Annotated in this window: 13 protein-coding genes; all 13 read right to left on the bottom strand. The window is 29.9% G+C overall.

From position 1 onward, the window contains the following. Positions 1-76 precede the first annotated feature (76 nt). The 13 genes from U9R42_05340 to U9R42_05280 all read right to left on the bottom strand — a co-directional run bounded on the left by U9R42_05340 (position 77) and on the right by U9R42_05280 (position 14,594). Complete coding sequence (locus tag U9R42_05340; protein ID MEA3495443.1) at positions 77-2,179, bottom strand: SurA N-terminal domain-containing protein; 2,103 nt, start codon at positions 2,177-2,179, stop codon at positions 77-79. A 29-nt stretch (positions 2,180-2,208) separates the two neighbouring features. After that, positions 2,209-3,141: a hypothetical protein gene (locus tag U9R42_05335; GenBank protein MEA3495442.1), complete on the bottom strand. Its 933-nt coding sequence runs from the start codon at positions 3,139-3,141 to the stop codon at positions 2,209-2,211. Between the two features lie 27 nt (positions 3,142-3,168). Next, on the bottom strand, positions 3,169-3,585 hold the full coding sequence (locus U9R42_05330) for a nucleoside-diphosphate kinase (protein ID MEA3495441.1): 417 nt from the start codon (positions 3,583-3,585) through the stop codon (positions 3,169-3,171). Between the two features lie 729 nt (positions 3,586-4,314). Continuing rightward, complete coding sequence (locus U9R42_05325; protein MEA3495440.1) at positions 4,315-4,896, bottom strand: gliding motility-associated C-terminal domain-containing protein; 582 nt, start codon at positions 4,894-4,896, stop codon at positions 4,315-4,317. Beyond that, positions 4,893-5,933, bottom strand: a complete 1,041-nt coding sequence (locus tag U9R42_05320; protein ID MEA3495439.1) for a type IX secretion system membrane protein PorP/SprF — start codon at positions 5,931-5,933, stop codon at positions 4,893-4,895. The genes U9R42_05325 and U9R42_05320 overlap by 4 nt, the downstream gene beginning before the upstream one ends. A 146-nt stretch (positions 5,934-6,079) precedes the next feature. Continuing rightward, positions 6,080-7,087 carry a bifunctional oligoribonuclease/PAP phosphatase NrnA gene (locus tag U9R42_05315; GenBank protein ID MEA3495438.1) on the bottom strand — a complete coding sequence of 336 codons (1,008 nt, stop codon included), beginning with the start codon at positions 7,085-7,087 and terminating at the stop codon, positions 6,080-6,082. 144 nt (positions 7,088-7,231) lie between these two features. Next, positions 7,232-9,130, bottom strand: coding sequence for a ferredoxin (locus U9R42_05310; protein MEA3495437.1), 1,899 nt, complete (start codon positions 9,128-9,130; stop codon positions 7,232-7,234). Between the two features lie 220 nt (positions 9,131-9,350). After that, complete coding sequence (locus U9R42_05305; GenBank protein ID MEA3495436.1) at positions 9,351-9,806, bottom strand: ferritin family protein; 456 nt, start codon at positions 9,804-9,806, stop codon at positions 9,351-9,353. 31 nt (positions 9,807-9,837) lie between these two features. After that, a complete protein-coding gene (locus U9R42_05300; GenBank protein ID MEA3495435.1) occupies positions 9,838-11,001 on the bottom strand; it encodes an FprA family A-type flavoprotein in 1,164 nt (387 codons plus the stop codon). A gap of 325 nt (positions 11,002-11,326) precedes the next feature. Further along, the gene (locus U9R42_05295) at positions 11,327-11,536 is read right to left on the bottom strand and encodes a hypothetical protein (GenBank protein ID MEA3495434.1); all 210 of its coding nucleotides are present in this window, start codon (positions 11,534-11,536) and stop codon (positions 11,327-11,329) included. Positions 11,537-11,690: 154 nt separating this feature from the next. Continuing rightward, positions 11,691-12,845: a cytochrome d ubiquinol oxidase subunit II gene (gene cydB, locus U9R42_05290; GenBank protein MEA3495433.1), complete on the bottom strand. Its 1,155-nt coding sequence runs from the start codon at positions 12,843-12,845 to the stop codon at positions 11,691-11,693. Positions 12,846-12,847: 2 nt separating this feature from the next. Beyond that, the gene (locus U9R42_05285; protein ID MEA3495432.1) at positions 12,848-14,377 is read right to left on the bottom strand and encodes a cytochrome ubiquinol oxidase subunit I; all 1,530 of its coding nucleotides are present in this window, start codon (positions 14,375-14,377) and stop codon (positions 12,848-12,850) included. Positions 14,378-14,381: 4 nt separating this feature from the next. Beyond that, positions 14,382-14,594 (bottom strand): DUF4492 domain-containing protein, encoded by a 213-nt coding sequence (locus U9R42_05280; protein ID MEA3495431.1) that lies wholly within the window; start codon positions 14,592-14,594, stop codon positions 14,382-14,384. Positions 14,595-14,833: the final 239 nt, after the last annotated feature.

Here is a 14,833-nt window from a genome sequence, read left to right as displayed (position 1 = left end):
AGTGTTTTTATTAATTTTAGAAGCTAAAGCGTTCTTTCCCAGCAAAATAACTCAGATATTTCAGAAGATTTTTTGTTTAAAACCATTTATATCTTAGGTCTTGTACTTTAGCTGCATCTTTAAGTGATTCCATAGTTTCAAACTGAGACATTCCCTGAAGATTTGAAATAAGTTTATTTTTTATTTCTATTAAATCTTTTGGTTCTTCAACTTCCGAAAAGCTATTTAGTTTTAATTGAAAAATAGCGTTATTGCCTTTTATAGGTTCTGACAATGAACCAGGTTCTGAGCCGAAAATATATCCGATAAGATATCTTTCTTCTCCTATGCCTGATAAAATTGCTACTTTATAACTTGCATTCGGTAAGTTTTCAACAGTAAGCTTTAGTGCTTTAGCTGTTCCTTCAATCGTAGTATTTTGTGCTATTGCTTCCGAGAGTTTTTCTTTAAGAATCTCTTGTTTTTTTCCTTTTATTATTTCACCTTCAACAACATCACGAATTTTTTCAAGAGGTGCCGGTCCTTCTTCATTTATTTCAGTGATAACTGCAACAACAAATTTATCATCAAATTCAATAATTTTTGAAAGCTCATTTAATTTTGCCTTATAAGCCCAATTTATTAATTTTCTCGAATTGTTGAGTCCGGGAATTTCAGGCTCGTCAGGATGTACTTCATTTGCAATTCTTTTGCTAAAACCACTTTCATTTGCAGACCTTTGAAATTCTTCATTAGTTTCTATGTTGCCTCTAAATTTAACAGCTTGAGCGTAAACATCTTTGTGTGTCTGTCCTGAAGGTTCTATTTCTTTAGAAATAATTCCTATTTGTATTAATTTATTGGATTTTTCTTCTGTAAGTTTAACGATATGTATTCCAAATTGAGATTTAACAACAGTCATTTCTCCTTTGCTAAGTTTTTTTACAGCATCGTTAAAAGGTTTTACCATTGCTCCATCTTTGAACCAGCCAAGGTCTCCGCCTTTAATTGCACTTTGTTTGTCTTTGCTGTTACGCATTGCAACCATTGTAAAATCGTCTCCGTTTTTAATACCTGCCATCAATTCTCTAGCTTTTTTAAATGCATCTAAAGTATCTTGGTCTGTATCTCCAGCTGCATCAATTAAAATATGACTTGCTCTGTAATAATATATTGTATCTTCCTTTATTTCAATTAGTTTTGCAATTTTAATAAAATTATTACTAATGTAAGGACCAATGATGGTATCCTCAAAATTGTTGTCGAAATATGCTTTGTCAATAGCTTCTGTAAAATATCCACGGTGATGGTAAATGGTGTCAAAATGTTCATCACTATTTACTTCTACAAAAAGGGAATCGTTTTCATTATTTTTAAATTCTTTTTTAAACTTCTCTAATTTATCGAAAAGAGCAAAAGTATCACTTTTTGTAGGTAATACTTCAAAAACAATAAACTCAAAACTTCTTGATTCTTCTATTTCATGAAGCTCTTTTATTTCATTGTATTTATGTTTTATTTCTTTTTCAGTAGTACTAATTGTGCTATCTGCAATTGATTTTAAAGGTAAAGTGATGTAGTCGATATTAGCGTATTTATTAGTCGAATAATAATCATCTTTTGCCTCAACATCAGTAACATATAATCCTGCTTTTACTAAACTTAGATATTTCTTTTTGACTTTTTCTTTTTCTAGTTCTTCTTCAAAATTAAGCCAGATTGCTTTTACTTCAGGGTACTGATCCATATTTTTCAAAAAACTTACTAACTTTCTTCTATCGAATTGATTATTTGAATCAACAAAAAATTGTTGTACCGCTTGATGAGGGTTAGGACCATTTACAATGTATGTAAGTTCTTCGGCAGAAACAAAAATTCCGAGGTCATTATATTCTTTTTCAAAAATAATTTCATCTACTAATTTTTTCCATACTTCATCTCTTAACTGTACTTTCGTTTGCTCATCAATGGTTTCTATCTCTTGTCTTTGTTTGTATTTATCTAATTCTTCATCAAACCTTGATTTAAAATATTTGTAAGATATCTCTTGTCCTGCAATTACTCCAACATTTGTTTTGTTAGAATTGAATAGTTTTGAATTGTTTGTTAATGCATCACTTAGTATAAATGCTATAATAGCTAAAGCTATTAATCCTACTGCAAATCCTGAGTATTTTCTGATTGTTCCTATCGCTGCCATAATTTTTTTAACTGATTATTAATTTAATTTTATTTAATTTCAAATTTTTTTGCTCCGATTTTTACCCCATTATTAAATACCTGACACTGATAATTGCCTTGTTCAAATTCAGAGCCTCTGTCCCAAACAACAGTGTAGGAGCTATCGGATTCATTAGAAAAATTTATTGTTGATTTTAAAGTATAAAGTGATTGTTCGCCTTGATAAGGAAATTGCCCGGAGCCTCTTTCTTCAAGGTAAAGTGTTTCTCCTTTGGGATTAATAATTTTAATGTAACACTCTCTATCACCTTTTTTTGCAAGAATATTATCTTTAAAAGAAAAAACCATTTTTATAGCTATCATCTTTTTGCCTTTCATGGTTTCTGTAAGTTTATCGTTTAGCCATTTTTCTTTAAGACCTATGATAGATATTGTGTTAGTTCTGAGCATTGAACCTAAGTTAACTTTGTTGGATAACTCAACATTTTCGTCAGTCAGATTATCAACTTCTTTTTTGTATTCCTTAATTCCTGTTTTAAGATTTACGTTTTCTTCTGTTAGTTTTTTATTCTTTTTTTTGAGTTCGTCAATTTGTTTTTGATACTTTTTTGTATAATATTCAAGCTTTTTAATTTCTTCTAATGCTTTATTATATCTGTATCTTGTAATTCTTTTTTGCTGAATTAGTTTTTCAATTTCTGCAACTTTTTCTTTCATTTGCTTATCATATTCCTGAAGCAAAGAATCTTTTTCATACACTGTACCCTGATATTCTTCAACTTTATCTTTATAGTCAGCAACTTCTTGTGCAAGCTGTTCTTTTAGTTCAGTTGTTTCAAGCAAATCTTCTTCAACATTTTTCTTTTGATTAAGTTTTACTAAAAGAAAAGCATTTGACCCTAAAAGAAGGATTATAAAAATAAACAGCAATGTTTTTGTCCTGTCTTTCTTTTTACTCGGATTAGCTTGTTTTTCTATCATTGTACATAAGATTTAAAGAGGGTTGTCTTAAACTCTTTCAAATTCAGAGAAGAAATATGATGCTTCAAGTTTAGCATTCTCATCAGAATCAGAACCATGGATTGCATTCATTGTAATATCTTTTCCATATTTATATCTAATTTTGTCATGCTCTACTTTTGCAGGATCAGTATGTCCGATAAAATTTCTAAATTTTTCTATTGCTTTGTCTTTTCTCAAAACAAGAACATAAACAGGACCTGATGTAATGAACTCAATTAATGAGTCAAAAAATGGTTTATCTGAATGAATTCCATAAAATGTTAATGCTTGTTCTTTTGTAAAACGTGTTTTTTTTAACGCAATAATCTCAAAATCAGCTTGTAGTATTTCGTCAATGATTTTCCCTGCAAATTTACTTTTTACAGCATTTGGTTTAATTATCGAAAATGTAATATTATTCATATAAAAAAATTTTTGCAAAGGTAGTTTTTTTTATTAAAAAAGGGCAGTTCTAACAATTCATTTCTTTGATTCTATGTCAAATACTGTGGGTAATCAAATTTGCTACAGACTTCGTCTGTCGAAGACATGCTAAGTGTAATAGAAGTAGGACTACGTCTGTCGAAGACAGATTACTCACATTATTATTTAATTTTAATGGTGTTCCCCGAAAAAAATCGGGGCAGGCTGTGATATCACTTCGTTTAGTTCATAGATTATAAAATAGCCATGACCCTAAGCTGTTAAAAATTCACTATTTTTGAAATTCAGACTTCCTGATATAGGAATTCTCCATTTTACATAAATGTATGTTTTGTAGCATATTAGTTATAAATATATTGTAAAGAATCAGGATTTTAAAAATGACACAATGTTGCACACAAGTGTCAGGAAATATTTATCAATAAACATTGTAATATATTTATTAAAAGGCACTTATGCGTGGAATAAAATAGCTTGAAGTGATACCAAGAATTAAGAAAAGTGTCAGGATAAAATCCTCCGAAGTCAGGAAGTCTGAATTTATGGATAATTGTAAAATTATATTATTTTCATCTCTTTGGGAGAATAATGGAATGTTGGAATATCGAATACCGTAAATGCGAGAATAAAATAAAACTTTGTAAAAAAAACAAAGTTTTACAAGATAATTGTATATATCTGATGCTTAGTATCTAAACTAATATCAAATTACCTGACCAAATGAACCATTCCTTTTTTTATTCTTTCTTTATTATCAGAACCCGAATATTTTATGATATAATAATAGTAAGCCTGTGGGCAGATTTCACCATTAAAATATCCACCCCAGTAATTATGTATGCCAAATTTATCCGATTTAAAAACCACAACCTGATCCTGATTGAAAATAATTATTTCAAATTTCTTGATGTTAAAGCCTTCAATAAAGAAACAATCATTAAGTGCATCACTATTTGGTGTAAATGAATTCGGAATGAATAAAATTGGGTATCGTGAGAAAATATTAATACTAAACGAATCAATTATATTTTGTTGATTGAATATAAAAACTTTGTAATCACCGGGTATTTTTACTGAGATAGCAGATGTAGTATCTTTTGTCGGTTGCCATAAATAACCGGTTGCCTGAAGATGAGTCGCATCCAAAACCAATATCATATTTTCTTCAAGTTCAATACTTAAATTGCCATTTACAGATACTTGTTTTGTGTTTGGCAAATAATCTTCATCTTTTTCACAGGATGAAAAAATCAGTATTGAGAAAATTAATAATATTAAAAGCCTTTTCATTTTATAAGATTAAGTTTTGTTCTTCCAAATTGATAAAGTAAACCTAAATCAATGTTTGATATTTTTCCAAGTTCCTGCATATCTTTATTTGTAACAATTGACCATCTTGTATTAAATTGAATTTTATCATTCAAATTTATTCCAAGATTTAAATTACATGAACCTGAATTTTCAGAAGTAAAATAGTAACCTGAACCTATCATCAGTCTTTCTGAAAATATTGTATAAATTGAAATATCATATAAACTATAAACAGGATAGTGCCATTGTACCCGAATTGCTGGATATAACTTTATTTTCTGATACAAGCTAAATTTATATATCATTGAAAAATCGTAAAACCGTGGTAAAACAGCAACAGGATTATTAAAAAAGGAATTAATAGGTCTATTGAAATTTATTGCTGCAATACTTATATTCAATTTCTTCAGATTGTAAATGAAACTAAAATTCCAGTTACAAAAGCATGCATTTTTGTTGTAATCATTAATATATTCCGTTTCCCATGATTGATAAATAAAACCTTTTTCTGAATGAATTTGGTCTCCAAAAGTTGATTGTGAAAAATCAAAGTATTGTTTATTGATTGACGAAGATATACCGAGCCGTAAGTTATTTGAAGTATTGAAATTGAATTTATAAGCTAATGAAATACCTGCTAAATTTGAATATTTCAAACCTTCTCTCTGATGTGAAAAAAATATACCTGCAGCAAATTTTCGTTTCTTAAAAAGTGCGGCATCATAGCCTGCAAAATATTTTATCGGATGGTGCAATTTTATTTCTTTTGTTTTTCCATTGATATCATATTTATATACAAATGATTCAAAAGGATATGAAATTTCTGAAAAGGATTGAATATTTTGTTTTTTTTCGTAACCGGAAAATGCCGGATTTTGCCAAAATTTATAAAATTGATTTAATGCCAGATTAGGCAGTTTTTCATCAACAGTCAGTTCAAAGATTCGTTTTTCTTTTCTTTGTGCAAAAGTTGGTAATACAAATAATATAATTAGAAAAGAGAGTAAAATTCTCATAATTAACTGTGCTTAAAAATCTAAAAGCAAAATTACAAAGAAAAATATAATTAACAATACAAAAGGCTATGAAACTTTTGATTATTTGCAGGATAAATAAAACGTTATCGTGAATAAAGAAAGGAATTATTAGAAGTCCCCTTAAGCTACAAGCTATATTCCCCCATTTCCAACTTCACTTTTTCTTCAAAAAGCTTAATTGTTTTTTCTAAACTCAATTTGCTTTCTCCACCTGCTGCATTCCTATGCCCTCCACCATTAAAATATTGCTTAGCAAATTTATTAACCGGAAAATTAGTTTTTGAACGGAATGAAAGTTTTATCTGTTCTTCTTTTTCAACAATCAGTACTGAGATTTCAATATTTTCTATTCCAAGAGGTAGGTTTACAAGACCTTCTGTGTAACCTGCTTTTGCATCAAAATTGGCAAATTCTTCTTTTGAAAGACTGATATAAGCGGCATTGCTTTTATGTAAAATTGTCAATTTATCATTAAGACAATATCCCCAAAGTTTCATTCTATTTTCAGTAAAATTATCGTTGACGTGTTGCTGAATTTTGTCGTGGTCAATTCCTGCTTCAAATAAATCGGCAGTAATGGTATGAGTTTTTTTACTTACGGATTGATATCTGAATGAGCCTGTATCAAAAACAATTGCTGCATAAAGGCAAGTTGCAATATCAAGGTTTTTAATTCCGTTTTCATCAATAAGTTTAATAAAATCATAAATACCCTCAGCAGCAGCAGAATACTTTGTAGTCCAAAAATGATAATCGAAAATATCTTCCGGTTCGGGGTGGTGGTCAATTAACACTTTTGTTTTTTTTGATTTTGATAGAATTTTCCCGAAGTCTCCGTTTCTGCTAAGTTGATTAAAATCAACAACAAAAATAATATCTGCTTGTTCAGTAAAATTTAAAATTTCTTTTTCGTCAGAAGAAAAAACTTTTGATTCATTAATTTCAGGAAACCAATTGTAAACACTTGCATAGCTTGTAGGAAAAGCCAACATAACTTTATGTCCTGCATTTTTTAGGAAAATATAAAGTGCCAGCGAAGAGCCAATTGCATCACCATCAGGACGAACATGAGTAGTTATTAAAATGCTTTTCTTTTCTTGTAAAAATTCTTTTAGTTTCTGATTATTATTCATAATTTTATTAACAGCTAAATTTATGAGAACACAAATTTAAGATAATTTCATTTAATCAAACATCAAGCTTTTAAAGGTAAATTCAAAAACATCTGAACCCACTTTAAAAAAACAAAAAAAATAAATTCGAAGCATTTTATAGAGTTAGTCCATTTTAAAAACCTCGAAAAATTCATCATCCATTTTCATGTCCACAATTTCATGCTCATTTAAAATGTCAAAATACTGTTTTACTTTATCGATTAATTTTTTGCCTTCTACGTATTCAAAATTTACCCTGTCTAAAAATAATTCTATTCTATCAACAGGTTGACGCATCATGTCAAATGACAGTTCTGCTGAAGCTTTTTTATTTTCGTTTACCCAGTCTATTGCAAATTTTAATTCTTCCAAAAATACTTTTGTTAATTCAGGATGTTTTCTGGCAAATTCTCCTTTTAACACTAATCCTGCATTGGGAAAACTTCCAAAACCTTTGTTTATTTCATTCCATATTTTATTAAAAGAAATAACAGAAATTTCTTCACCACGGTCTTGCATAATTTTTATTGCATAGCTTGCTTCCGGTTCACGAAGAATTACTGTATCAGCTTTACCTGTAACAAAATCTCTATAAATTTCTTCAGGTCTGCCAAATGGTTTTCCGAAAACAAATTTAAAATCATCAGGATTTAAGCCACTTGCTTTAATTAAATATTTTGTGATTTTTGCAGGTGGTGCTTCTTCGAACAAAGGAGTATAAATATCCTTTCCTTTTATATCTTCAAATTTATCTGCTTTGTAACGAGTTAGTAAAACAAAATTGTCCCAGACAAAAAGTGCAGGTATTTTAATGTCGCTATTTTTCAATTTTGCGGCAACAATTAATGCTGAAAAACTAATATCTGCTTTTCCGTTTGTAATCCATGCTAGATGTTTTTCTGTTTCTTCCCATACTTTAAGTTCTTTGATATTAATACTTTTTCTTATTTTTTCAGATTGAAGTAATTTCATAATAACAGGGTAAGCAACAGGTGTTGCAGACTGAATTACTACATCAACTTTGGCAGATGATTCTCCCGTTTTTTCTTTGGTAGTAGGTATTTTATGAAAATATATCAAAAACTCTCCAGTAGCTTTTTGCTCAGTAAAATGTTCATAACCCATTTCCGAAAGCATATTTATTATCGGATGTGGTTCAAAGCGTTGTACAAGAGTAAAACCACTGTCTTCTTCTATTTTATAGGCTTTTTTAATAATAACATCAAAAGGATCAGTAGTCATTGTTCGTACATCAAGAACTTCAAAATCTTCTTTTCTGTCTTTCCAAGGAAGTGCTTTTTCTTCTTTCTTAGGATTAAAAATTGAAATTCTATATTCTTTATGCTTTTCTATATTGAAAATATAATCTAAACCTTGAGCTACTTTTAATAACTCATTTGGCTTTTCAACTGAAATAATTATAATGTTTTGTTGTGCTTGTAAATCCGAAACTTTTTTAATTAGTTCTTCAACTGTGTCATTGTTGTAAATGTATCTTTCATTACTTTCTTCCCAATTAATAGCAATACTTTTCTTTTCTATTTCTTCTTTATCTTTTTTAATACATTCAGGCATACTGCTAATTAGTTTTTCTTCAACACCAATATAATCGTTAATGGTGTGTAAAATTTCGCAAACTGAAATACCTGTTAATTTTGCTGCATCATTAAAATTTGCAAAACGAGCAAGGGTGTTATACAAAGCAGGATTTTGCATTCGTTTAAATTTTGGTGATAAATTCACTAAAACTTGTTTCAATTCCGGAAATTTATCCAAAGTTACTTTAATATTGGAACTTGCCAAAATTACTTGTGCTGAACTTTCTTGCTTTTTTTCATCTGACGAAATGGCATCAACAGGGCAAGTTTCAAGTGCATTTTCGCATTGCTCTTCTTCTTTAGCGTTTTCAGGTTGCTTTTTTAAGTATGCAATGTTGTTGTCATTTATTTCATAATTATCAGTTGCAACTTCTACACAAGCTCTACAACCAATACATTCTTCCGATACTTTATATACTTTCATCTTATTGCTATTTAGATTAAATAAAAAGTGCAGGATTACAAAAATTGTTCCTACTTTAATTAAAAAAGATTTATTTTGTAGCTAATTTCTAACTTGTTACATTTTTATTTCAACAATGGAACTACTTAACCCAGATAAACTGGAAAAGATTAATTGCCACAGACTTCGTCTGTGGCAGTTTTTGTCCTTTATATATTTTCTGCAAAAAAAAACATGAATACTAATTTTCTTTAAGAACATTATCGTCATATTCTGTTTCAAATTTTAGTTTATGTTTAGCTTCTTCATTTGCAAGAAAAGTAAATGTTTTTTTCAATTCTACATCGTCAGTTAATTCAGCTAAATCTGAATACAACCTGAATGCAGCTTTTTCTTTTTGCATAGCAACTATCAATGCTTCTGTGTAGCTCATATCATCATTAGGCTCTTGTTCTGTTAAGTAATCAGAAATCTTAAGATCGGTAATTTTTGATTCAATAACATTTAATTTCCCTTCAGCTTTTAATTTTTGAAGTTTACTTTTATGAGATTGTTCCTCTGCAATATATTCTTTATAAACTTCTTTGATATGTTCATGTTTTGCTTTCTTGTATAAATTAGCATAAAAATCAATTGCATCTTGTTCCCCTTTAATTGCAAAATCGAGTATTTCCTTAGTTGAGTTGAATTTTTTCATCCGTTTATCTTTTTTTATTTGTAATTGAAATTTATGAAATTTTATCAGATATTAATTTTTTAAACCCTTGCAATTCTTCATTGCCTGGAATATATTTTATTTTTTCAGTTGCAATAATGTCAAATCCTGATTTTTCAAAAAATATATTTATTTCGTTCATAGTTTTGCCTCCCCAGCCATAAGAACCGAAAGATATTGCTTTTCTGTTTTTGGGAGCAAGTCCACTCATGTATGTAAGAAATCCTGCTACCGATGGCATCATTGTCGAATTTAAGGTCGGAGAACCTACACAAATATATTCGGCATCCAGAATTTCTGTCATAATATCTGAAATATGATTAACCTGAAGGTTTCTCATTAAAATACTAAAACCCTTTTCTTCAAAGACTTCCATTAGGGCATCAGCCATAATTTCGGTTGAATGCCACATAGTATCATAAACAATAATAGCTTTTTTCTTCGTTTCGTTTTTACTCCATTTCTGATATAATGGAATTATTTTGTCTAAATTACTTCTCCAAATAATTCCATGACTAGGAGCTATCATTTTTATATCGAGTGTAGATGCTACTTCCAATTCTTTTTGAACTTGCTTGCCATAAGGAAGAACAATATTTGCGTAATATTTTTTTGCTTCTTCTATTACAATATCAGGTTGACATTCATCATCAAATCTTTCTGATGAAGCATAGTGCTGTCCGAAAGAATCATTTGAAAATAATATATTTTCTTCAGGCATAAATGCAACCATATTGTCAGGCCAATGTACCATTGGAGTTAGCACAAATTCCAAAGACTTTTTGCCAAGTAAAAGCTTATCTCCTGTTTTTACTATTTTAAAATTCCAATCCTGCTTGTAATGAGCTTTTAAACCCTTATCACCATTCGGGCAAGTTACTATTGTTGCATTAGGAGCAAGTTCCATCATTTTTGGTAAAGCTCCTGAGTGATCCATTTCAACATGATTGGATACAATGTAATCAATTTTTGATGGGTCAATAATATTTGAAATACGTGCCAGCATCTCATTTGTAAAGGACGATTTTACAGTGTCTATTAATGTGATTTTCTCATCTATAATAAGATATGCATTATAGGTTGTTCCTTTTTGAGTAAGATAGCCATGGAAATTACGTACATCCCAATCAATTGCACCTACCCAATAAATGTTTTCTTTAATTTTTTTTGCTTTCATTTTTATTATTTTTTTTATGCAAAAGTAATATTTATTCATGAAAAAATAAATATTACAATTGCATAAATTTGAGAAAATGTATTGTGAGATTAAATAGTATCTCTTAGAAAACTCTACAAAATTAAAAATGTTTCTTAGAGACACTAAAAAGATTTTTCAATTATGAATTTAATCCCAATCAATTATTTTGTAAAAAAAACTATTCGTAATATTTCAGTTTTTTTAAAAAGTATTTAGTTAATTGATAAAAAACTGTTATTAAAATAGGCCAGGTTATTATCCATATAATTGAACTTATCATAATTTTTTAAATTTAAATTGTTTATTAAAATTTGCTAAAAATCAAGGGAGGTTCTATAAATACATTTCTTTTAAGAAACAAAGATAATGAATAAGATGCAAGGCACAAATTTTTCTGAATAGCCGTCCGCGTGTCGCTGAAAGCTTTAGCGGAGGCACAAGCTATTGAGAAAAATTTTAACGCAGTCAGATTGTTTATTATCTTTGTTCCCAAAGGGTTTTCAGAGTTTTTCATATACTTCTTCAAATTTTTTTACATTATCCCGATATTGCTTCAAAAATTTTCATTGTCTATAAAAAACTCTGAAAATCTTAATGCGAATGTATTTATAGAACCTCCCTTAAAACTAAACCGCTATCACATTTAACAGCGGTTTAGTTCATATTATTTAATAAGCCATTTTATCATTTTCAATGTCTTGATAGCTGACTTTTTTCTTATTTATAGATTTCCATGCATACCAAATATAGGCAACTACAAATGGAACCAAAATAGAAACATAACTCATAGCAGATAAAGTATATCTACTTGAGGATGCATTTTCTATCGTTAAAGAACTTTGTAAATCAAAAGTTGACGGATAGAAAGCAGTATTATTTAATCCTGCAAGCATAAGCGTTGCAAAAACCGTTAAAACCGTTCCTACACCAGCAAACCAAATACCTTTAGTTGAAACTTTAAAAGCTCCGAGAAAAATACCGTACAAAACACCAACAACGCCAAGTAAAAATAGAATTAATACCCATGGCATTTGAATTAGGTTATACAAATATTTGTATTTTTCCATAAATACTTCCTTTGTTTCAGGATTAACTGCAAATCCTTCTTTTGTTAAAATTAATCCAACAAATAATAAGAAGAACACAAGGAAAGGTATTGCACACATTTTAACTTGCTTTGTAGCTCTTTGTACAATTGTATCATCATCAATATTGTTAATAAAATACAGAGATGCTAATACGCGTGCTAAAAAGAAAATTGCCAAACCAAGACTTAAGTTTGTAATATTCAAAGCTGCTTCAAGTCCGTGAGTTGCATTTTCCCATCTTGAAATAACAGGATCAGCAGGATTTGTGATATTTAATCTATTAATTGAAAATTCGGAACCTGTAAAAAATGTTCCTACTGCAGCGCCTACTAAAATTGTTGCCAAAACACCATTTATAAATAAAAAGGTGTCATAAGTTTTTCTTCCTAAAAAATTATTTGCCTTTGTTCGATATTCGTAGGATACAGCTTGGATAATAAAGCTGAACAATATCAGCATCCAAACCCAATATGCACCCCCGAAACTTGTTGAGTAAAACAAAGGAAAGGAAGCAAAAAATGCTCCTCCGAATGTTACAAGAGTAGTAAAAGTAAGATCCCATCTTCTACCAATTGAATTAACCAGTAAAGACCTTTCTTTTACATTTTTTGATAATTGACCCAAGAGGGTTTGCCCTCCTTGAACAAACATTAAAAATACTAATAATGATGCTAATAGCGAAACTATTATCCACCAATATTGTTGTAATGCGAGATATGATATATTTGCAAACATAATTAACTCCTTTCTTCTTTAGGTCCTAATTTAATTTGATGAATCATAATTTTGAATTCAGCAATTAATAGAACGGTGAATAAAACAGTAAATAACCAGAAAGTCGTTTGGACTGATGAAGTACTTAAATGAGATGTTGATGCCATAGTTGGCAAAAGGTCTTGAATAGTCCATGGTTGACGACCAACTTCAGCGACAATCCAACCTAATTCAGATGCAATGAAGCCGAGCGGAATTGACCAAAATGCAATTTTTAACCAAACTTTTTTCTTTTCAAGAGTATCTTTCATTGAGAAGAATAAAAATAAAGCAAATATTAGAATAAAGTAAAATCCTAAGGCTACCATTAAATGAAAGCTGTAAAATGTTAAAGAAACATTAGGAATTGCAGTTTCTTTATCGGGTAAAAATCCATAACCAAAATGATCATAATTTTTTTCAAAAGTTGTTAAAGCTTCTTTCTTTATTTCTTCATCTTCAGTAGTTTTGTAAGCTTTTAAAGCAGCTATTGCAGTTTTACCTTTTTGCATTCTTTCTTCAATAGGAATTATACCATATTCTTCATCACCCTCAATAATATTTGTTATACCGGGAACATAAGCATTCTTATCTTTCTGTGCCATAACAGACAATAGCTTTGGGATTTTTAATGCAAAAACATAATCATTTTTGTCATCATCATATTTTTTCCCAGGTGTAAGCATACCAATAGTTATTAAGCCAACACCTTCTCCACCTTCATAAAGACCTTCCATAGCAGCAAATTTCATAGGTTGAGTTTTGGCAACATCAGAAGCAGAACCATCACCTGTTAAGGCAACAAAAAGTGCCGATATTAATCCAAAACTAGAGGCAATCAAAATACTTCTTTTGGCAAAAGCAGTGTGTCTTCCTTTAAGAAGAAACCATGCACTAATGCCAATTACAAACAATGATGCTACTACGTAACCATTTGAAATTGTGTGTAAAAACTTATGTACTGCAGAAGGTGAAAGTAAAATTGCCCAGAAATCAACCATTTCATTTCTAGCTGTATCAGGGTTAAATTTCATTCCTACAGGGTTTTGCATCCAAGCATTAGCTACTAATATCCACAGTGCCGAAAGATTTGAGCCTACGGCAACAAACCAAGAGGACAACATGTGGAATTTTTTACTAACTCTATTCCAACCGAAAAACATTACTGCAATGAATGTTGATTCAAGAAAGAATGCCAAGATACCTTCAATTGCAAGTGGAGCACCAAAAATATCTCCTACTATCCATGAATAGTTTGACCAGTTAGTGCCAAATTCAAATTCGAGGATAATTCCGGTTGCTACACCAATTGCGAAGTTAATTCCGAATATTTTCATCCAGAATTGTGTTGTGGTTTTCCACTTTTCCAATCCGGTTTTATAATACATTGAGTGCATAAATGCAACAATGAAAGATAATCCCAGTGTTAGTGGAACGAAAATCCAATGATAGATAGCTGTAAGAGCAAACTGTGCCCTTGACCAATCCACCAGAGACATGTCAAAATTTTCCATACATTTAATTTTTAGTTAATAAATCAATTACATAATTTCCCTTATCTTCTTCTGAATCAAATTTTGAATTCAAAAAATTAGGGAAGAAAAAAATCTTTAAAATTACAAACATTATAAAGAGCTTAATACCAATAATTATCCACATTTTAACTCCAAGTTTACCAATGTTTCTAAAACCGTCAATATAAAATTTGAATACCTTTTTTAATACGTTCATAGTTTTTTTTAATTAGTCTTCAGTCTCCAGTCCTCAGTCTCCAGTCTTCAGTCTTTAGTTCTTAATCTTAAATTCTCATTTCTCATTTCTCATTTCTCATTTCTCATTTCTCATTTCTCATTTCTCATTTCTCATTTCTCATTTTACTTACAAATTAACTACTCACTGCCGACTGCTCACTGCCGACTGCTTACTGCCGACTGCTTACTGCCGACTGAAGACTGCTTACTACCCAAGTG

It is taken from the genome of Bacteroidota bacterium, assembly GCA_034723125.1.
Lineage (GTDB): Bacteria > Bacteroidota > Bacteroidia > CAILMK01 > JAAYUY01 > JAYEOP01.
This window is presented reverse-complemented; position numbering and strand designations above follow the sequence as displayed.